The sequence below is a fragment of the Microbacterium sp. NPDC058389 genome (assembly GCF_042722305.1).
In the GTDB taxonomy this organism is placed as follows: Bacteria; Actinomycetota; Actinomycetes; order Actinomycetales; family Microbacteriaceae; genus Microbacterium.
On sequence record NZ_JBHXJQ010000001.1, the window covers coordinates 122,289 to 142,198 of the forward strand.

General features: G+C 69.2%; 16 protein-coding genes and 1 other RNA gene. 9 read left to right on the forward strand and 8 right to left on the reverse strand.

Features of this window, described 5'->3' with window-relative positions; all coding sequences use genetic code 11:
- Positions 1 to 45: 45 nt before the first annotated feature.
- Together ACFWJ8_RS00695 and ACFWJ8_RS00700 are read right to left on the reverse strand one after the other, a co-directional pair.
- Positions 46 to 3,150: an NPCBM/NEW2 domain-containing protein gene (locus ACFWJ8_RS00695; protein ID WP_378807761.1), complete on the reverse strand. Its 3,105-nt coding sequence runs from the start codon at positions 3,148 to 3,150 to the stop codon at positions 46 to 48.
- A gap of 165 nt (positions 3,151 to 3,315) precedes the next feature.
- Positions 3,316 to 7,164: a S8 family serine peptidase gene (locus ACFWJ8_RS00700; RefSeq protein ID WP_378807762.1), complete on the reverse strand. Its 3,849-nt coding sequence runs from the start codon at positions 7,162 to 7,164 to the stop codon at positions 3,316 to 3,318.
- 110 nt (positions 7,165 to 7,274) lie between these two features.
- On the opposite strand from ACFWJ8_RS00700, the gene ACFWJ8_RS00705 reads away from it, so the two are divergent.
- A complete protein-coding gene (locus tag ACFWJ8_RS00705; protein ID WP_378807764.1) occupies positions 7,275 to 8,234 on the forward strand; it encodes a transcriptional regulator TrmB in 960 nt (319 codons plus the stop codon).
- Between the two features lie 6 nt (positions 8,235 to 8,240).
- Here ACFWJ8_RS00705 and ACFWJ8_RS00710 read toward each other — a convergent pair whose 3' ends face one another.
- Positions 8,241 to 9,545, reverse strand: a complete 1,305-nt coding sequence (locus ACFWJ8_RS00710; RefSeq protein ID WP_378807765.1) for an MFS transporter — start codon at positions 9,543 to 9,545, stop codon at positions 8,241 to 8,243.
- A 25-nt stretch (positions 9,546 to 9,570) separates the two neighbouring features.
- On the opposite strand from ACFWJ8_RS00710, the gene prfB reads away from it, so the two are divergent.
- The 4 genes from prfB to smpB all read left to right on the forward strand — a co-directional run bounded on the left by prfB (position 9,571) and on the right by smpB (position 13,372).
- The gene (prfB, locus tag ACFWJ8_RS00715) at positions 9,571 to 10,683 is read left to right on the forward strand and encodes a peptide chain release factor 2 (RefSeq protein WP_378807767.1); all 1,113 of its coding nucleotides are present in this window, start codon (positions 9,571 to 9,573) and stop codon (positions 10,681 to 10,683) included.
- A gap of 90 nt (positions 10,684 to 10,773) precedes the next feature.
- On the forward strand, positions 10,774 to 11,910 hold the full coding sequence (gene ftsE, locus ACFWJ8_RS00720; protein ID WP_378807769.1) for a cell division ATP-binding protein FtsE: 1,137 nt from the start codon (positions 10,774 to 10,776) through the stop codon (positions 11,908 to 11,910).
- Positions 11,907 to 12,821 (forward strand): permease-like cell division protein FtsX, encoded by a 915-nt coding sequence (gene ftsX, locus ACFWJ8_RS00725; protein ID WP_378807771.1) that lies wholly within the window; start codon positions 11,907 to 11,909, stop codon positions 12,819 to 12,821. The genes ftsE and ftsX overlap by 4 nt, the downstream gene beginning before the upstream one ends.
- 74 nt (positions 12,822 to 12,895) lie before the next feature.
- Positions 12,896 to 13,372, forward strand: a complete 477-nt coding sequence (gene smpB, locus ACFWJ8_RS00730; RefSeq protein WP_378807773.1) for an SsrA-binding protein SmpB — start codon at positions 12,896 to 12,898, stop codon at positions 13,370 to 13,372.
- Between the two features lie 19 nt (positions 13,373 to 13,391).
- On the opposite strand, the gene ACFWJ8_RS00735 is transcribed toward smpB, so the two are convergent.
- On the reverse strand, positions 13,392 to 14,063 hold the full coding sequence (locus tag ACFWJ8_RS00735) for an SIMPL domain-containing protein (protein ID WP_378807775.1): 672 nt from the start codon (positions 14,061 to 14,063) through the stop codon (positions 13,392 to 13,394).
- A 146-nt stretch (positions 14,064 to 14,209) separates the two neighbouring features.
- On the opposite strand from ACFWJ8_RS00735, the gene ssrA reads away from it, so the two are divergent.
- Positions 14,210 to 14,580: a transfer-messenger RNA gene (gene ssrA, locus ACFWJ8_RS00740) on the forward strand.
- 191 nt (positions 14,581 to 14,771) lie between these two features.
- On the opposite strand, the gene ACFWJ8_RS00745 is transcribed toward ssrA, so the two are convergent.
- Both ACFWJ8_RS00745 and ACFWJ8_RS00750 read right to left on the reverse strand, forming a co-directional pair.
- Positions 14,772 to 15,149, reverse strand: a complete 378-nt coding sequence (locus ACFWJ8_RS00745) for a hypothetical protein (protein WP_378807776.1) — start codon at positions 15,147 to 15,149, stop codon at positions 14,772 to 14,774.
- A 283-nt stretch (positions 15,150 to 15,432) separates the two neighbouring features.
- A complete protein-coding gene (locus ACFWJ8_RS00750) occupies positions 15,433 to 15,951 on the reverse strand; it encodes a hypothetical protein (protein WP_378807777.1) in 519 nt (172 codons plus the stop codon).
- A gap of 324 nt (positions 15,952 to 16,275) precedes the next feature.
- Between ACFWJ8_RS00750 and ACFWJ8_RS00755 the strand changes: the two genes are divergently transcribed.
- Positions 16,276 to 16,476, forward strand: a complete 201-nt coding sequence (locus ACFWJ8_RS00755) for a hypothetical protein (protein WP_378807778.1) — start codon at positions 16,276 to 16,278, stop codon at positions 16,474 to 16,476.
- 49 nt (positions 16,477 to 16,525) lie between these two features.
- A complete protein-coding gene (locus tag ACFWJ8_RS00760; RefSeq protein ID WP_378807779.1) occupies positions 16,526 to 16,708 on the forward strand; it encodes a hypothetical protein in 183 nt (60 codons plus the stop codon).
- A gap of 162 nt (positions 16,709 to 16,870) precedes the next feature.
- Here ACFWJ8_RS00760 and ACFWJ8_RS00765 read toward each other — a convergent pair whose 3' ends face one another.
- Positions 16,871 to 17,725, reverse strand: a complete 855-nt coding sequence (locus ACFWJ8_RS00765) for a hypothetical protein (RefSeq protein WP_378807780.1) — start codon at positions 17,723 to 17,725, stop codon at positions 16,871 to 16,873.
- 642 nt (positions 17,726 to 18,367) lie between these two features.
- Between ACFWJ8_RS00765 and ACFWJ8_RS00770 the strand changes: the two genes are divergently transcribed.
- Positions 18,368 to 19,420 carry a hypothetical protein gene (locus ACFWJ8_RS00770; RefSeq protein ID WP_378807781.1) on the forward strand — a complete coding sequence of 351 codons (1,053 nt, stop codon included), beginning with the start codon at positions 18,368 to 18,370 and terminating at the stop codon, positions 19,418 to 19,420.
- 119 nt (positions 19,421 to 19,539) lie between these two features.
- Here the strand turns inward: ACFWJ8_RS00770 and ACFWJ8_RS00775 are convergent, their stop codons facing one another.
- Positions 19,540 to 19,890: a nuclear transport factor 2 family protein gene (locus ACFWJ8_RS00775; RefSeq protein ID WP_378807783.1), complete on the reverse strand. Its 351-nt coding sequence runs from the start codon at positions 19,888 to 19,890 to the stop codon at positions 19,540 to 19,542.
- Positions 19,891 to 19,910 lie beyond the last annotated feature (20 nt).

Consider the following 19,910-nt stretch of genomic DNA (forward strand, 5'->3'; position numbering starts at 1 on the left):
GCGGGGGCGACGCGTGTGCGCCGCCCCCGCCTTGGACCCGGGGGATCAGCGGCAGCCGATCCCGGTGTAGGGCACCACGGTGGTGGTGCGCGCTCCGCTGGCGGTCGAGGCGATCACGGTCACCTCGCCGTCCGCGAGTGCCTCGCGGATCTTGAATGAGGATCGCGTGTCCTTGCCCGGGTTGAGCTTGACCTTGATGTCGTCGCCCAGCACCGTGTCGACCGCCACCGAGATGGGGGCGTCGTCCTCGTTGGCGACGGTGACGTGCACCCAGGCGTTCGGCCCGCGGCATTCGGTCACCACTGAGGTCGACGTCGGCACGGCGCTGCCCGCGAGCTCCATCGCGAACAGGCTCAGGCCCTCGCCCGTCACCTCGCTGCCCTCGGGAAGCGTCACGCTCGCCACCGGCTTTCCCGACAGCGGGATGCGCTGAGCGAACACCGACGCGGGGGCCGTGACGGTCGTGATCGTCCCGCCGAGGTACGGCTTGGTGCGCTGCAGATACGAGCCTGCGCTGCCGAGCAGTGCGGTGTCGGCGGCATCCGTCGATCCGTCGCTCCACAGCGGCAGCGAGAGCACCACCTGCTCGCTCGTGCCGTCCTGGTAGTGGACGGTCGCCGTGCCCGACGTCGCCGTGCCGGCGGAGAAGCCGGCGACGATGAGCTCGTCGCCCTCGCCCTCGAGTGACACCTGCTGCCCGGCGACCTTGATGGCGTCGGGTGTGCCCACGGCGGTCGGGTGCCAGTCCAGTTCGTCGCCGAACGCGGTCACGGTCTGTCCGACGGCGAGCCCCGCGTCCGCCAGCGACTCGGCCGAGAACACGCGGTAGTCGGCGGTCACCGCGCCGTTGCGCGGGTTGGCCGTGGAGGCCACCGCGGTCTGGTTGACGAGCGCGTCGAACGGCAGGGGTGCGACCTCGACACCGGCTCCCTGGTAGGCGCCGATGTTCGGCGTCGCGGGGATCGGGTTGCCGAAGAAGTCGCGGTCGCCGGCATCCGCGATCGGCGTGCCCGCACCCAGCAGGGGCGAGCCGACGGCCAGCTCGTAGCCGGGGAGGGCGCGCGTGAGCTGTCCGCTGCCTGCCGCGATGAGCTGCGGGTCGCCGACGATCGCGCCTGTCTCGGTGGCCGGCGGCTGGATGCCGCCGAAGTACGCGTTGTTCGCGTACACCCCGCCCGTCGTCTTGAACGACCCGCCGGTCGCGATGATGATGTTGTTCTTCACCTGGCGCGGCGCGGTCATGTCGTCCTCGAACGGCCGGTTCAGGCACGAGAACGTGTTGTTGTAGATGAGGTGCAGGCCCGGTCCGCCGCTCGCGCCGCCGAGGCGGCAGTCGTCCTGTGAGACGTTGTAGCGCAGGATCGCGTTGGTCGTGGTCGATGCCGTGCCGCAGCCCGAGATGCAGTCCAGGTAGAAGCCGCCGGCGTTGCCGTAGGAGTAGTTGTACTGGAACGTGCAGCTGCCCTTGATCTTCATGTCGCAGTCCCACGCCGTCGAGTCGTACGTCGAGCCGACGCTGTTGCCGACCACGTTGTACTGGAACAGCGGATCCACGGAGTTGTACGGCCACATGCCGGCGAAGTTGCCCTTGAGGAACGGGTACTCGCCGTGTCCGAGGTCGATCGCCGAGTTGTACTCGATGACCGGCTTGTCGGAGTTGTGGATAACGATGCCGTCGCCGCCCACGGCGCGGATGTCGTTGCGCGCGATGTACACCTTCTCGTTGTAGTGCTTGGTGGTGTCGGGCGCCGACAGCTTGATGCCGCCCGCGGCGGTGTCGTTGACGACGTTGTCGGTGACCGTGATGCCGTCGAACCAGCCGACGCCGTCGCCGAGCACCGAGATGCCCGCCGAGCGCGAGAACGCGTTGCCCAGGCTGGTCTTGTCGGACCAGCCGGCGACCTTCTCGACGTGGTTGCGCGTCAGCACGACGCCGCTGCGCTTGGTCCCGTCGTTGATCTCGTACAGGATGCCGACGCGGCGCTGGTCGGGCGTGCCCGGGTTGACGACGTGCATGCCGTCGACCGTCCAGTTGCTGACATTGAGCAGGTGGATGCCGGCGAGCGCGCCGTTCCCGTTGATCGTGGCCTCCGCGTCGCCGTCGCCGTAGGGCGACACCGTGATCGGCGCGGTGCCCAGGCCCGAGCCGGTCGGGGCGAACGTGCCGAGGCACTCGGCGCCGCGCTGGAAGCGGACCGACTGGCCGGGCTGGAAGGGCTGCACGCCCTTCAGCTGCTCGAGCGACGTGAAGGGCGCCGCCTCGGAGCCGTCGCCGGAGCCGGTGGCGGAGCAGTCGACGAAGTACGCCGTATCGGACACTGCGACGACGTGCGCGGCGATCGCGCCCTGCGCGACCGCGCCGAACAGCGACTCCGCGCGTGCGGAGATCGAGTACTCGCCGGCGGGGGTGTCCGCGGGCACGACGAACGACGCCGTCGCGCGTCCGCTGTCGTCGGAGTTCGCGACGACCTCGGCGCCGGCGAATCCGACGGTCACCGGAACCTGCGGGTTCGCACCGGTCACGGTGACGGAGACGGGCGCGCCGGGGGCCAGCAGCGACAGGTCGACGTCGTTCGCGGTGACGGTGAGCGGCTGCGCGAGGTACTCGTCGGTGCAGTTGATGCGCAGGTCAGCCCAGTCCGCGTGGTCGTTGCCGTTGCCTTCGGGGCCGGTCTCGGCGATGAGCTCGAAGCTGGTCGCGCCGCGCAGGTCGAGGTTCAGGCGGCCGGCCGGGTCGGTGCCGCCCCGGGCCATGCGGAACTTCTCGGTGCCGTCGACCTTGACCACGAAGTCGACGCGGCCCTTGCCGGCCTGGCTGTCGTCGATGCCGACGTAGCCGAGCAGCTGGGAGCACTGCTGAGCCACGTCGTACACGATGCGGGCGGGAGCGTGCGTGCCGAGGCCCTTGGGGTACTGCACGCCGCGGATCGACTGGACGGTCCGTGTCGTGTCAGGCACCGCCTTGGAGCCGTTGCTGAAGTCGCGCTCGACGGGTCCCCAGCCGTTGTCGGCCGAGACCCAGTCGAGGTCGCTCGCGTAGTGGACGTCGCCGGCGAGACCGTCGGCGGCGAGAGCGGGCGCCGGGGCGCCTGCCAGACAGAGGGCGCCGACGGCTGCTGCGACGAGCAGCGTGGTCCGTTTCCTGGGCACGGGATTCCTCCTCGAATCTCACGGTCCGCAGCCCGGGATGGCGGCGGACGCAGCAATCGTGCCAGCCGGTGTGCGTTCAGGCGATCGAACTGAACACAAGTGAACATCGGGCAGACGGAACGGCCCCGGCGCTTGCGCACCGGGGCCGTCCTGGTCATTCGGCGGTCAGCGGATCCCCTTCGTGGGCACCGCCTCGAACGCCTTCACGATCTCCTGCGAGAAGGTGTTGCCGGCGGCATCCTTCGCCGTCACCCGCAGGTCGACCCAGCCTCCCTTGTCGGGCACGGGGACGTCGGCGCGGAACGCGCTCACGAACGAGCGGCCCTCGGCGAACGTGCCCGACGGCGGTTCGGTCGCGCCGGTCGGCGCGTCCGTCTTCGCCGGAGCGAGGGCCACCGCACGCCACGTGCCGTCCGCGCCGCGGGCTTCGAGCGTCGCCTCGGTGATCTTCGCGGCGCCGAGCGCGCCGCCCAGGTGGCCGAGCTCGAGACCGAGCGTCACACCGCTGCCCTTGCGTCGCCCGTCTCCGGCGCGGCCGTCGGCGGCGAGGTCGATGTCGTAGAACGCCTGGATCATCGGCAGGATCCGCTGCGAGTAGTCGTCGGCGGCACCCGAGGAGTGGAAGCTCCACTCCGTCGTCGTTGCGGTCGACGACGCGAGGTGCGATCCGTCCTGCGTAGCGGTGTTCACCACGCGCAGCTCGACATCGTCCTCCGGCAGACCCCACAGGTTCGCCCCTTGGTACTGACCGGATGCCGCCAGTGCGCCGTCCACGTACACATCGGTCTGCTGCGCGATGCCGGGGTTGCCGGCGAACACGTCGAAGGTGCCGGTGTGGAGCGCGTCGCCGCCGTCGGCCCACGACGGCAGGTTGAACTGGATGCCGTCGCCCGAGCGGTGCGGCGCCCAATACCCCGGACCCACGTAGGGCCGCACGATCGAGCCGAAGTAGCTCGTCTCGCTGCGCGAGCCCGCGTTGTAGGCGCGCTTGACGTCGCGGATCTGCCAGTCCACGCCGACGACGGTCGCGTCCTGGTACCACTGCAGCTGATCGGTGTTGACCCATTCGGTGCGCTCGGCACCGCGGGCGGCCCGCATCGGGAAGCCGCTGCCGTACAGCGCGCCCGGCACGAAGTCGTACCGGAACTCGCCGACCGTCTCGGGCTGGCCGAAGTACGTGGTGTCGATCTTCGCGAGCTTGCCCGGCCTGTAGGCCAGGTTCGCGGGGATCGCGCCGTCGCCGTACTGCGCGACGTCCCAGATCTCGTCGGCATCCGGGATGCCGGTGCCCGTCACCTTCACGCCCTTCGAGGCGAGCTGCGTCAGAAGCTCGCGCCCCTGGACGCCGCTGATGCCCGCGACCGGGATCGCGACCGGCGTGACGTAGTCGTCGGCGCCGACCCACTCGCTGAGCTCGCCGTCGGCGTCGTTCGCGACGATGAGCAGCGCGGCGCCGGCCGCGGCGGCGTTGGCCGCCCGCGCCGTCGCCGAGACCGCGTTGGACCGGGTGACGACGGCGACCTTGCCGCGCACGTCCACCGCGGCGAACGCCTCGGTGCTGCCGTCGCCCGCGTCGACCGCTGCCGTCTTGATCGCGCCGTCCAGCGGCGTCGATCCGGCCTGCAGGATCACGTCGAGCGTGGTCTTGCCGGCGTTCAGCGTCAGCGTCGGGCGCTGCAGGCGCCACCGGGTGGCGAACGAGAAGTCCGCGGTCTCGGCCGTCAGGGGCTGCGCCCACATCTCGTCGACCCACACCGGCATCATCGCGCTCCCGGAGAAGCCGTCGGAGGTGTAGTCGACGCGCCGGAAGGTGGCGTCGAGGCCCTTGGTCCCGACGTCGACCGTCTGCTGCTTCGCCGCGCGCGCATCGAGGGCGACCGTGCGGTCCTGGTCGAGCTGCACGTCCGGGTCGCCGACGAGCACGCTTGCGACGGCGTCGGGCGTGCGGTTGAGCTCGAGGAACGACATCACCGAGTAGGTGCCGCCGACCAGGCGCAACGTCGTCTCGCCGTCGACGGCGACGGGGGAGTACCAGCCTGTCTCTGCGTTGAACAGCCACGCGTAGGCCCCGGCGGCGTTGCCGTCGAAGTCGGTCGCGGTGAGGGTCAGGTCGTACCGCTCCTCCTCGGCGATCGCACCCAGTGCGGTGCGCGTGAGGGCCGTGCCGTCCGCCGAGGCGATGAGCTCGCCCGACAGCTGGGTGCCGGCGGCGATGAGCGACGGGTCGACGGTGAGAGTCACCGAACGGCTCTCACCGGCGGGGATCGTCAGCGTGTCGGCATCCATCGTCAGCACTTCCGCGCCCGCCGACATCGGCTCGATGCCGCCGCCCGAGCCCGGCGTGGTGTCGGTGAGGGTCGCGGCGAGCGACAGCTGCACCTCGGCGTCGCCGCGGTTCGTATACGCGACGGTGCGCGACACCGGCGCGGGGGACTCGCCCCACGCGAGCATGCCGAAGTCGCCCGACCCCGAGGCGATCACCGGCACGTCGATCGCAGCATCCACATCGAGCAGGCCGGTGCCGCCCTGGTAGGACGTGAGGCCCACGTCGGCCGTGGTGCTCGTGAGCGCGGCCTTCAGCTGGGCTCCGGTGTACTCCGGGTGACGCTGCTTCAGGATCGCCGCGGCGCCCGCGACATGCGGGGTGGCCATGGACGTGCCGCTCATCGACACGTAGAAGCCTTCCCCGCCGCTGTCGGCGGAACGCGCCGCCGTCACGTCGTTGCCCGGGCCGACGATGTCAGGCTTGAGCGTTCCCGAGCGCGTGAGCGGGCCCTGGCTGGAGAACCACGACAGCGCGCCCGTCGGGTCGTCGACCGAGCCGACGGTGAGGGCGGATGCCGCCGATCCGGGGGAACCGATGGTCTCGGGGGCGCTGGAGTTGCCCGCCGCGATGACGAACAGCGCGCCGGTCTCTTCCGAGAGACGGTCGACCGCCGCGGCCATGAGGTCGGTCCCGTCCGACGCCTCCTGCGAGCCGAGGCTCATCGAGACGATGGGAGCGTTCGAGGCCGCCCACTCCATGCCCGCGATGATCCACGAGTCCTGGCCGTAGCCGTCGTCGCCGAGCACCTTTCCGATGAGCAGGTCGGCGTCGTCGGCGACGCCGCGATGGGTGCCGTCGCTCGCGGCGCCGGTGCCGGCGATGGTCGAGGCGACGTGGGTGCCGTGCCCCTGCACGTCGGTCGCGACATCCTGGCCGGGGACGAAGCTGGTGGCACCGGGGAGCACGCGGCCGGCGAGGTCCGGGTGGGTGTCGTCGTAGCCGGTGTCGAGCACGGCGACCGTGACACCCTCGCCGGTGTAGCCCTCTTCCCACGCCTCGGGTGCGTCAACGTACGGGACGCTCGAGTCGAGCGTCGCCTTCACCTTGCCGTCGAGGTGGACGGCGGACACGCTGCCGCCGAGCTGCGCGCCGGTCGAGAGGCTCCGGGCGGTCGGAGTGTCGCCCGGCCCGGTGAGGGCCGACCAGAGGGCGGCTGCGTCGGCGTGCGAAGCCGTGCCGGCGGACGCCGAGATGCTCGGCAGCGTCGTCGTGAGCTCGATGCCGGGGAGAGGCTCGGGCGCCGTGCGCGAGCGGGCGGTGGACTGCTCGACGATGACCGGCGTCGCATCGACGGAGGCATCGTCGTAGCCGTAGTCGATGAGCTTGGTGACGTTGAACAGGTCGCCGTCCAGCGCGCCCGACGCGAGATAGGGCTGGGCGTCCGCGGGCACGACGTGAAGCTCGCCCTTGACGTCGAACGTCTGGACGCCCGCGCCGGGTTCGACGGTCTCGACCGACACGGCGTGGGTGCCGTCGCTGAGGTCGGTCACCGTGACGCGGTCGCCGGTGATCAGCGTGACGGTGTGGGAGCCCGAGACGGAGGCGGTCGCCGTGGGGGCGGCGTCCGGTTCCGTGCTCGCGGCGGATGGCAGGGCAGCGGCGCCGACGCCGGCGATGCCCATCGCCAGACCGCTTGTGGCGGCGACGATGGCGCGCAGGCGCCGGCCCGACGGGGTGGGGTGTGACATGTGCACCTCTCCGTGGTGTGGGGATTTGTCACGAATCTCTCACGGCCTTCTCATAGGGTGGTGGCGGAGATACGCCATGGCACCCTTCCGCCAGGCGGGACGGGAACGGGATGCTCGACGCGCTCGGACTGGACGCCGTGCACACCGAGGTGTACCGCTCGGTGCTGCAGCGGCCGTCGTCGTCGATCGCCGCCGCGGCCGCCGACACGGGCCTCTCCCCGACGCGGGTCAGGGCCATCGTCGCCGAGCTGGAGGGGCTCGGCCTGCTCGCCCGCCACGCCTCCGACGCCGAGCGGCTCGTCGCGTCACCGCCCGCGATGGCGCTGCGCCCGTTGCTGCTCGAGCGCGAACGCGGCCTGACCCGTGCGCACGAGGCTGTCGTCGAGCTGAGCGAGGTCTACCGCTCGGCGGCCGAGCAGCGCAGCGCCGCCGACGTCGTCGACGTCGTGATCGGCGACGACGCCGTGCGCCAGCGCGTCGCGCAGCTGCAGGCGGCGTCGACCCGCGAGGTGCGTGTGCTCGTGCTGAGCGAGGTCGCGCTCGTCACCGCTGAGGAGAACGTCGAGGAGGAGCGCGCGCTGCTGCGCGGCGTGCGGTATCGCGTCATCGTGGAGAGCGGCGTGCTGGAGCGCCCCGGCTTCCTGCAGCTCGCGCGCGAGAGCGCGCTGGTCGGCGAGGAGGTCCGGGTACTGCCGTCGCTGCCGACCCGCATGTTCATCGCGGACGATCGCATGGCGCTGCTGCCGATGCACTCGCAGGAGGACGGGCGCGGGTTCGGCGCGCTGCTCATCCACCCGAGCGGCCTGCTCGACCTCGTCATGGCGATCTTCGAGGAGTACTGGTCGGCCGCGACGCAGTTCCTCGCGCCCGCCGAGGGCGAGACCCGCGCGGATGCCGACCGCGAGCTGCTGAAGCTGCTGCTGCTCGGATTGACGGATGCCGCGGCCGCGGCCCAGCTCGGCATCTCGCTGCGCACCGCCCAGCGCCGCATCGCCGAGCTCATGGAGCGGGCGGGCGTCACGACCCGCATCCAGCTGGGCGCGGAGGCCGTGCGACGCTCGTGGGTGTGACGGGCGTCAGTGCCCCGCGCGCGGGACGTAGCGCGGGACCCAGCGGATGAACGCGAGTGCGCCGAGCAGCCCGATTCCGCCCATGACGCCCGTGGCGACCGCGAGGGAGGCGACGGCCGCGAGCGCCGACACGATGAGCGGGGCGACGGCCCCTCCCGCGTCGGTGAGCGTGCGCCACGAGCCGAGGAAGGCGGCCGGATCGGACTTCGGTGCGACGTCCGCACCGAGGGTGAGCAGGATGCCGCTCGACAGCCCGTTGCCGACACCGAGCACGGCGGCGAACATCGCGAACCACATCGCCGCCTGCGGCAGGTCGTGCGTCAGCGACAGCGCGATGAAGCCCGCGCCCATGAGGATCATGGCCGGAAGCGCCGCCCACAGCCGGCCGAACCGGTCCATCACCTGACCGCTCGCGTAGAAGAGGGCGAAGTCGATGGCCCCCGAGATCCCGACCACGAGGGCGATCGTCTGCGCGTCGAGCCCGATCGACACGCCCCACAGCGGCAGTACGACCTGCCGCGCCGAGCGGACCGCCGAGAGGGATGCCGCCGCCAGGCCGAGCGTCGAGAGCACGCGCCGGTGCCGCCACATCGTCCGGATCACGCCGGTGCGCGGCCCCGGGCCCTGAGCCTGTCGCAGGGGGATGGAGCCGGTCACCGGCTCGCCGGTGTCCTCCATCGCGTCGTCATCCGGCCGTCGCGGGACCGTGGGTACCGGCAGCTGCTTCTCGGGGTCGGGACCGAAGAGCACCAGGAGGACCGTGGCGACGAGGCATCCGCCGAAGAACCAGATCGTCGCATGCTCGTCGCCGAACACGGCGAGCAGCCCCGCGGCGATGAACGGCCCGACGAACATGCCGAGGCGGAACGTGCCACCGAGGAGCGACAGCGCGCGTGCGCGGAACGAGAGCGGCACACGGGTCGTCATGAACGAGTGGCGCGCCAGCCCGAACGCGGCCGCGCAGAAGCCGATGAGGAAGACCGCGATCGCGAACACGCCGAGCGACGGCGCGAGCGCCATGCCGACGATCCCCGCGAGCGAGATGACGCCGGCGATCGCCATCGTGAGGCGTTCGCCGATGCGGGCGACCGCCCATCCCGCCGGCAGATTGCCGCACAGCTGACCGATCACGAGCGCCGACGCCACGAGCGCGGCCGTCGCGACATCGGCGCCCAGCTGCGCGGCGATGACCGGCACGAGGGGGATGACGGCGCCCTCGCCGAGCGCGAACAGTACGGTAGGGCCGTAGACCATGGGCCCGAACCGCCACAGCACGTCGCGAGCGGTGGGGGTCTCGGCGCGTTCACTCATCGCTTCCACGTTAGTCTGGAGTGTCATGCTCGACTTCGATCCCTCCGCCGATATCCAGGCCCTGCGCTCCACGTTCGCCGACATCAAGGCCGTGGTCGACGTCGAGGCACTCACCGCCGACATCGCCCGTCTCAGCGAGGAGGCCGGCGCCCCCGACCTGTGGGACGACGTCGAGAAGGCGCAGAAGGTGACCAGCGCCCTCAGCCACCGCCAGGCGGAGCTCAAGCGCGTCACCGACGTCGAGCAGCGTCTCGACGACCTCGACGTCCTCGTCGAGCTCGCCAACGAGATGGATGACGAGGACTCCGCCGAGGAGGCCCGCCGCGAGATCGCCGAGCTCGAAGACATCGTCAGCCAGCTCGAGGTGCAGACGCTCCTCGACGGCGAGTACGACGACCGCTCGGCCGTCGTGACGATCCGCTCGGGCGCGGGCGGCGACGACGCGACCGACTTCGCCGAGATGCTGATGCGCATGTACCTGCGCTGGGCCGAGCGTCACAAGTACCCCGTCAAGGTCATGGACACCTCGTACGCCGAGGGTGCGGGAATCAAGTCCGCCACCTTCCAGGTCGACGCGCCCTACGCCTACGGCACCCTGTCGGTCGAGGCCGGCACCCACCGCCTCGCGCGCATCAGCCCCTTCGGGTCGGCCGACAAGCGCCAGACGAGCTTCGCCGCCGTCGAGGTCATCCCCGTCATGGAAGAGGCCGTCGAGGTCGACGTGCCCGAGAGCGACATCCGCGTCGACGTGTTCCGCTCGTCCGGCCCCGGCGGCCAGTCGGTCAACACGACCGACTCGGCGGTGCGCATCACCCACCTCCCGACGGGCATCGTCGTGTCGATGCAGAACGAGAAGTCGCAGATCCAGAACCGCGCCGCGGCCATGCGCGTGCTGCAGACGCGCCTCATGCTGCTGCAGCGCGAGGAGGAGGCCGCCAAGAAGAAGGAGCTCGCCGGCGTCATCACCGCGAGCTGGGGCGACCAGATGCGCTCGTACTTCCTCTACGGACAGCAGCTTGTGAAGGACCTGCGCACCGGCCACGAGGTCGGGAACCCCGCCGTGGTGTTCGACGGCGATCTCGACGGCTTCATCTCGGCGGGCATCCGCTGGCGCAAGCGCAAGGACGACGACGACTGATCCGGACCGCGGAGCCGTCGCAGGACGGATGCCGCACCCGTGAGTGTCGCTGGACGCCCTGAGGGGGCATCCGCATAGGCTCGTTAGGCCATGATCCGGTTCGAGAACGTCACGAAGCGCTATCGCGGCACAGCGAAGCCCGCCCTGACCGATGTCGACTTCGAGGTGCTCCGCGGCGAGTTCGTGTTCCTCGTCGGCGCGTCGGGGTCCGGCAAGTCGACGTGCCTGCGCATGATCCTCCGCGAAGAGACCCCCAGTGAGGGGAGGGTCGTCGTCCTCGGTCGCGACCTCCGCACGCTGTCGAACCGCAAGGTGCCGTACTTCCGGCGCCATGTCGGTGCCGTCTTCCAGGACTTCCGGCTGCTGCCGACGAAGACCGTGTTCCAGAACGTCGCGTTCACGCTGCAGGTGATCGGCTCGTCCCGCGGATTCATCCAGCAGGCGGTGCCCGAGGTGCTGGCGCTGGTGGGGCTCGCCGGGAAGGAGAAGCGGTTCCCGCACGAGCTCTCCGGCGGCGAGCAGCAGCGCGTCGCGATCGCCCGCGCCCTGGCCAACCGCCCTCAGATCCTCCTCGCCGACGAGCCGACCGGAAACCTCGACCCGGGCACGTCGGTCGACATCATGCAGCTGCTCGCCCGGATCAACGCCGGCGGCACCACGGTCGTCATGGCCACGCACGAGGCGGGTTTCGTCGACCAGATGCAGCGCCGCGTGATCGAGCTGCGTCACGGCGAGATGGTGCGCGACGAACGCCACGGCGGCTACGGCGACACGTCGAGCCTTCCGAGCCTCGCCCCCGAACCGGAGCGCGGCGCCGCCGCGGTCGCCGCCCTCACCGCCGTTCTCGAGGTGCAGCGCGAGGCCGCGATCGCCGCGGCCGCCGGCCTCGACCCCACCGACGTCCCCGATGACGACGACGACCTCCCATCCGCAGTGGCGGCGGGGGATGCCGGCACTCCGGCGCCGTCCGCGCCGTCTGCGCCGCGCACGCCTGCCGTTCCTGCGGCGGTCGCGGACACGGCTGCCGCAGCCACGGTCGCCGCAACGGAGGCCGACGAGCAGCCGGAGGAGGCGGCATCCACCCCGCCCTCGGCCGCAGCCCCGGCAACGTCGTCGATCCCGGTCGAGCTGGCCGACATCGACGTCGAGGAGCTCGGGCTCGCCGACCGGCTCGGGCTCGTGCGCGACGATACCGACGACGACGACGAAGTGGGGCCGACATCATGAGGGTCGGGCTGATCCTGTCGGAGGCCTTCTCGGGGCTGCGCCGCAACCTGTCGATGGTCGTGTCGGTCGTGCTCGTGACATTCGTGTCGCTGACCTTCGTGGGCGCCGCGATCCTCATGCAGATGCAGATCGCGACGATGCGCGACTTCTGGGTCGAACGGGCCCAGGTCGCCGTGTACATGTGCACGGACATCTCGACGTCGGCGACCTGTGTGAACGGCGAGGCCACGCCCGAGCAGGTGGCAGACGTCACGTCGAAGCTCGAGGGGACCGCGCTGGCGCCGCTCATCCGCGAGATGGTGTTCCTCAACCACGAGCAGGCCTACCAGGAGTACGTCGACCTCGCCGGCGAGGACAACGCGAGCGTCATCACGCCCGACCAGGTGAACGAGACGTTCCGCATCACGCTCGTCGACCCGTCGCAGTCGGACGTGCTGATCGAGGCGTTCAGCGGGATGCAGGGCGTCGAGGACGTCAAGGACCAGATGCAGTACCTCGACCCGCTGTTCTCGGCGCTGACGATCGCGACCTACATCGCCGTCGGCATCGCCGCGCTCATGCTGATCGCCGCGGTACTGCTCATCGCGACCACCATCCGGCTCTCGGCATTCGCGCGCAGACGCGAGCTCGGCATCATGCGCCTGGTCGGTGCATCCAACCGGTTCATCCAGACGCCGTTCATCCTGGAGGGCGTGTTCGCCGCGCTGCTCGGATCGCTGCTCGCGAGCGGCGCCGTGCTCGCCGGCGTCTACTTCGGCGTCGACAAGTACCTGCGCAACCGCGTGGATTTCGTGACGACCTGGGTCGACCTCGGTGACGCGTGGCTCGTGATCCCGATCCTGATCCTCGTGGGCGTGGTGCTCGCGGCGCTGTCGGCCGGCTTCGCCATCCGGCGCTGGCTGCGCGCCTGAGTCGGATAGACTGACAGGCTGCCGTACATCCGGTGCGGCATGCTTCGACAGGTTCAGCAACCGAGGAGACGCCCATGCCCAGGGAACGCGGGGAGAAGGTCGTGGCGACCAATCGTCGCGCGCGCTTCGAGTACGAGATCGAGAAGACGTACGAGGCGGGCCTGGTGCTCACCGGCACCGAGGTGAAGTCGCTGCGCGAGGGCCGCGCCAACCTGTCGGACGGCTACGCCTACATCGACAACGGCGAGGCCTTCCTCGACGCGGTGCACATCCCGGAGTACTCGCAGGGCCACTGGACGAACCACTCGTCCAAGCGCACGCGCAAGCTCCTGCTGCACAAGCAAGAGATCGTCAAGCTCTCGCACGCCATCTCGGCGGGCGGCTACACGCTCATCCCGCTGAAGCTCTACTTCTCGGACGGCCGGGCCAAGGTCGAGATCGCTGTCGCCAAGGGCAAGCGCGAGTACGAGAAGCGCCAGACGATCCGCGAGCGCGAAGACAAGCGCGAGGCGGAGCGCGCGATGCGCAGCCGCAACAGACTCGGCGAGTAGTGGATGCCGCGTCCCCGCGTCAGCGGGCGACGAACCGAGCCTCGACCGCGGCCGACACGACGATGTCCTCCGGCTGCAGCTGCACGGCGGGTGCTCCGCCGGCATCCGCGGCGTAGGCGGCCTTCGCCATCATCATGCGCGGGGCGGGAGCGGGGGACTGCTCCTGACGCGTGAGGAGCCCGACATCGGCGATCTCCAGCGCCGTCACGTTCGCAAGGCCCAGCGCGCCGGCGTAGGCCTCCGCGCGCGCGACCGCGACGCCCACGGCCTGCGTCGCGACATCCTTCTCGGTCTGCGCCCGTGTCTCGGGCGTGAGCAGCCACTCGATCCAGCCGAACTGAACCCCTTCGCGCTCGGCGACCTCGCCCGCCCACCACGACAGCACCGTGAAGTCCGTGAACGTGACCGAGAAGTCGACGCTGGCGTAGTGCACGGGCGCCAGGCGCTTGCCCTCGTTGTTCCACGGCCGCTCCGACCACACCGAGACCCGCTGGCTTGTCCACTCCGGGACGGTACCCGCGGCCTTGCGGGCGGCGAGGTCGTCGCGCACCGGCTCGGTGAGCGCGGCCATGCGCTCGACGACGGCGCCCCGTTCCGGCCCCTCCGCGCGGATCGTGAGGTGCGCGATGGCACGCTCCGGCGTGATGCGGGTCTCGTGCTCCCCACGGACGGTGATGACGACGTCGCTCATGACGCCGACTCTACGTGGTGCCGCGGAATGGCGGGGCGGCCGCATCCGTTGTATTCTGATGTGCTCGGGTACTCCGGTTCCCGGGATTGGCAACTCCACAGTGTGACAACGGCCCTTCGACAGAAGGAACACCTCGAACGAGGCACGGGGATGATCGGTTTCGACATCGCCTGTGAATCTGCGAGAAGCGGGCCGAGGATGCAGGGTTATCTCGTGAACGCTCCCTGCAAAAATACAACTGCCGAAAAGAAGCAGTCCGCGTTCGCCCTCGCTGCCTGAGCAGCGAGCCCGACGCCGTCAATCCGTGACTGATCCCGTCACGGGTATTGGCGTCATCTAGGGATCTTGCTGTGTGACGTCGCCTGAGCGTCACACGGGACTCTTTTCAGGATGGGCTCGTCGACTTAGGTGTCTGTGACAAAGGTCGGAGCCGAGTAGAACGCTCGTACAGACTGCGCCCGGAGAAGCCGCCGTTACTCAGCGATGGACGGGGGTTCGATTCCCCCCATCTCCACAGCCGTTGTTACTGGATGAAGGCCCCGACTTCCGCGTCATCACGCGGAAGTCGAGGCCTTCGTTCGTTGTGCGGAGACGCCGGCTCGCGACAGGACCGCCTACGCATCTGAGTGGGGCAACCGCGGTGCGCGACGACGGCGCGGTAACGGGAGCTTTCGTCGACGACGATGCGATGCTGACCCGCCGGTCGGTTCAGCGGAAGAGCTTGACGGCGCTTCGGACCGCGGTCACGCTGGCGATGGCAGCGGCGACACTCATGACGATCGGCGTGACGGCGATCACGAGGGCAATCGAATTGGGTTTGAACACCGTTCCGTTCGGGCCGGGGACATAGGCGCCGATGGGCAGGGCGATCCCGCCTCCACCTCCGCCGGAGCCTTCCCCCTTGCCCTGGGGCAACTTCTCGGTCGGGGGCGTCTCGCCAGACCCCTCTCCGGCGCCGAACCCGAACGCGACGATCGCGACAGGGACGATGTCCTGCCCACCGACCGTCGACTTCTCTCCGTACGCGATGCGAGCGCCCCAGGAGGGTACGGACCCGGCGAGCTTCTCTACCAGTCTCTCCGCCATGGTGTGACTTTATCTCGCAGCGCACCCCAGAACCAGAGTCGCACGGACTCGCGGACCGATCGAGTTCACGGGGCGAGTCTGTCAGTCGCGGCGACGGCCGAAGGCGACGGCAACGGTATGGTCGTCACGCTATGTGGGCGAGGTGGCATCCGGCAACGAGGACGACGACGACGTCGGCGTGTCAACGCATCGTGGGTATCTTCAGCGACGCACGTTCCCGAGTCCTCGATCGTTCCTAGCGAGCCCGCAGTCGCGGTCGCGCCGATACTGATGAGCGGCGAGGTCAGCCAAGCGGCCAGCCATCACTGGTCAGTGCCGGGACTGAGGGCTGTTCGGGAACGCTCGTTGGACAGTTGATCGGCACTGAGGTGACGGCGCGAGTTCCGACGGTGTAGACGTGACAGGCGCGACCGTAGTAGGCGTCATCGCCGGCGCCGGAGAAGGTCGTGTCTTCCCAGTAGGAGTAGATGGCGACCGGGAAGCTGGTTCCCTTCCGGGGGCCGACCAGGATGGTCTCGTGGGAACCGGTCACACGTTCCCCGGTCATCGACGTGAGCAGTATCTCGACTTGGGCAACTCGCTCCCCGCCCGCTGCGCCCGAGTCTGCGGCGGCGATGTTCAACTGCTGGAGCAGGTACCCGTCCGCGAAGCTCTCCGCCTCGCGGTCCGCAGGACGCCGAACCTCATCTGTGGCTCCGCTCAGAGTGCCGATGACGATCAGCACGAACGCGCAAGCGGCAACCATGAGCAGGGCACCAAGCCACTTCCTGGTCGCCGTTGTGGTAACCCTCAGAGCGGCCATCGCAATCACCTGCCTCGTGGTTTCGAGAAAGTCTGCACTGCAATCTAGCCTGTGAAGTTGAGCAGGGATGAAGGGATGCCCGCACAACTGCCGCGGTCGTTCAGCGAGCGGCCACGCGCTCCTCTTCGAAGACGACGTCTGCGAACGCGGCGACTTCGCTGCGAAGCCGGGAGGCGACCCACTCGCGGTCGCGCAACCAGCGCTGATCCTCGATGATGAACGGAGACGAGAATTCCGCAGGCGGGAGTGAACATGAGCGGTGAGTGGCATCGTACGCATCTCGGAGACGACGAGCCGGAGCAGGGTCCCGGCGAGGAGACACTGTTGGGCACCGCAGGCGACGAGGTTCCTCCAGGGGGAGTCGTCGCCGGCTCGTTCGATCACGAGTTCCCCGGGGCAGACCCGTACGCGGGTATCCCCGCCGACGAAGTGGGCCTTCCTCCGCTGAGTGAGGCGGAGCAGGAGGTCGTGGCGCGCGAGGCGGACCGGCTCGCAGACGACCCGGATGCGCTTCGCGACCTCTGAGATACCGGTCCGGAGGCTCCCGTTCCCGCGATCGCGATAGCGTTCGCAGGTGAACTCCTCCGCCGTAACCGGCTACATCGCAGCTCTCCTCGTCATCGGTCTCGGGATGGCCATCTACGGGACGCTCCTACCGCTTGGGGGTGGATTGACCGTCGCGTTCATCGGTGCCGCGGCGATCGGGTCCGGTCTCGTCCTCATCGGTGTGAGGATGATGCAACCCCGCGAGCGATAGACGGTCGGGATCGACGGCGCGGTCACCGCGATACACAGCGACGAGGTACTCGATGCGTCGACTCATGAGTTCGTTGTGACTGTTTGACCTTGCTTACTGAGCAGTCGAGCCATGCGCGGTGGCCGATCCGGCGGCGGAGACGGGACTCTGTCGTGCCCGGGCTCATTCGCTGGGCGTGTAGGTCCACACCTTCTGGCCGACGGTTCCATCAATACCCTTGAAGTCCCCTCCACCGAGAACCAGCAACTTGTCGTCGGCCCAGATCGCTTGCTCAGGCAGCGTCGGTGCACCGTCGGGTCGACCCACCTCAGTCCAGGTCATGCGCTGGGCGTCGTAGAGGTAGCCGCCGCTAAGCGCGAAACGACCCGGTCCGACCACGTCAGACATCCATGCGTCTCGTAACGGTTCGGGTGTATCCATCAGTGGCGACCATGTTCCGTCGGGCAGAGTGAAAGTGCCGCCGTACGGGTAGGTGCGTCCCCAGTTGCCGACCTCACCTCCGTCGGCGCCGCCGAGTTGTGGGTCCACAAGACGACCGCCGGTCGACATCCACCGCCACCCGCCGATCTGACCGGTATCCGGTAGCCGGGACCATTCTCCCGATTCCTCGTCATACAACGCGGCGATGGTGAGCGCAGGCCGTTCCGAGCCGGGATTGGCGACGAGCTCTTTCGCGGTGAGCACCAGCCCCTCCGGGGTCGGTGTGATGACCCGGTCGAACGTTGAACCAAGCGGGTCCGGTGGAAGCTCCGACCATTCCCCCGTCGTCGCATCCAGCACCAGATCTGCAGCGATACCGCGCTCGTCAGAACCGGAGACAAAGAGAACTCGGTCGCCGTCCGCGACCAGCGTGCGCGGTACGGCGTCGGGCACATCCCACATGTCCCACCGGTCCGCGTCCACGTCGTATGAGACCAGGGCGGACTCGCCACCCGCGCCAACAACCGAGATGAACAGCCGACCGCCCGCGAACGCCGCTGGCGATGGCGGGATGTCGACAGGAGCGTCACGGATCACCCGCCATGTCCCCGCAACCGGATCGAACGCCGCACCATCGCGAGCGAGGGCTGTCCACACACAATCGGCCGTAGGCGGGCACGGAGATCCCGTGTCGCCCCCAACCACGAACACCTCCGTACCGGACCAGGCGAGCGTGGGCACGGTCCGGGCAGTCAACGGGAGATCATCGACCTCAGTCCATCCTGAACGCAGTGCAACAGATCCGCCAGGACCCACTGAGCCGCCCGCGCACCCGCCGACACACAGGATCGAAGCGACCACGCCGGCCACGACACCGATCCTGGATCGCCGCACACCCATACCCGACAGTGTCGCAGCAACCACGATCGTCTCAATCTGCGACTGCCACCCTCGGTATTGCGAACCCCCCACCGAGGGCCCAAGGTGCGAGGTTTGCGCTCAGTTGAGCGCGGCGACGAGATACGGCGCGCTCGGCGATCGGCCGCCGGAGACACGGAACCAGCGCCCCGCTGATCTGGGGCACTCGTGATCATGCTCCGCCGAAGGGGCCTGCCGTCGCCCACCCCGGGAGCGGTACCATGACGCAGGCGCTCCGCTGGGGGCGAGCGCAAGTCGCGACAGCGGCAGTCGGACTCTCAACGCGTCGCGGCGAGTCATTTTCTCTGCATGGGAGCAGCGATGACCGACACGACGGATGACAAAAGCGTCCAGAACCAGCAAGCCCAAGACGAGCAGCCGGACTTCGTCACGACAGCGCTCAAGACCCACCGCTACCTGCGACTGTCGTTCGTCTTCGCCGTCGCGGCCCTCTTCATCGGCGTGATCATCGCTTCGGTGGTCGGCGGCTACGTGAAGGGGTCGATCAGCTACTACTACTGGACCCCCGCGCGGAACGTGTTCGTCGGGGTGCTCATCGCGGCCTCCCTCGCGATGCTCGCGCTCAACGGTCGAGGAGGTGCGGCAGAGATCCCGCTGGGACAGCGGACGCTCAAACTCCCCAGCCCGTCGACGCTGCTCGACTTCGCCGCGATCTTCGGGCCGCTCATCGCGATTGTGCCGACTGATGTGAAAGCCAGTGAGCAGGGTCTGACCACCTTCACATGCGAGGGTACGGAGCAGAGCTGCCTGCCGAAGGCCGCACTTCCCGATGTGCAGAACGCGGTCCTCACCTACATCCTCATCCTCGTGGTGATCGTCGTGGTGATGATGATCGTCCAGCGCAAGGAGAAGCGGCAGCGGTTTGCGTTCCTCGTACCCGTGACGGCCGCAGTCACTGCCGTCGCCCTCTTCTTCTTCACCTTCGTGTCGAACGACGCTTTCCCGTATTTCCGAGTCGGCCCCTCGAGCTTCAGCATCCACTACATCGCCACGTTCCTCTTCTTCGCCGCCTTCGCCACGGTGGTCTGGATCCGAGGTATCCGCGACAACGACCCGGAGGATCGCACCCCGGCAGGTGACACTCAGCGGCTCTGGTACAAGATCCTGGCGATCGCGATGGCTGCCGATATCGTCTTCCTCGTCGGGCTGGCGGTTGTGGCACAGTTCGAGGTCGAAGACGCGATTCCAGGATTCCCGGAGGTGTTGCTCGGCGAAGCGGTGGGGCTGACCCTGTTCGCCGTGTTCTGGGCCATCCAGACGGCGCAGCGGTGGAACGAGCGGATCGCCCTGCTTCCGAAGAAGGGGACTGCCGGCGCCGCTGTGCTGAGTCGAGACCTGACACCTGCGGCGTGACGATGTTCAGCACCCTCGGGCGCGCCAGTCCGGCGACGCCCCGATGCAAGCGGACTCCCAGACGGTTCGCCCATCGAGCCGGCAATCACGATGGGATCGCGGGCGAATCGGAGGGCTGATCAGTCGAGCACCGCATAAAGGCGGTGGATCCGACCGTCCCGGACCAGGGCGATGTCGGCGCCCTCCAGGTCCGCGTCCTCGGTGGGAGCGCCGAGGCGCCAGTGGAACAGCACCGCGTCGTCGACGGCCTGCGCCGGACGGCGGAGCGAGAAGCGTGCGGTCGGCCCCATCATCGCCGACAGGGCATCGATCCGGGCGGCGAAGGCTTCCCGTCCATCGACGGGTCCGTCCTGATCCACGTAACGCATGTCCTCGTGGAAAAGTCGCTCGATCGCTTCGTGCCGGCGCTGTGCGTCAGGTTCGTTGGACACATCCTCGAGGTACGAGGCAGCGAGCTCGGCGAGGTTCATGAACTCAGTGTGGCGTCGAG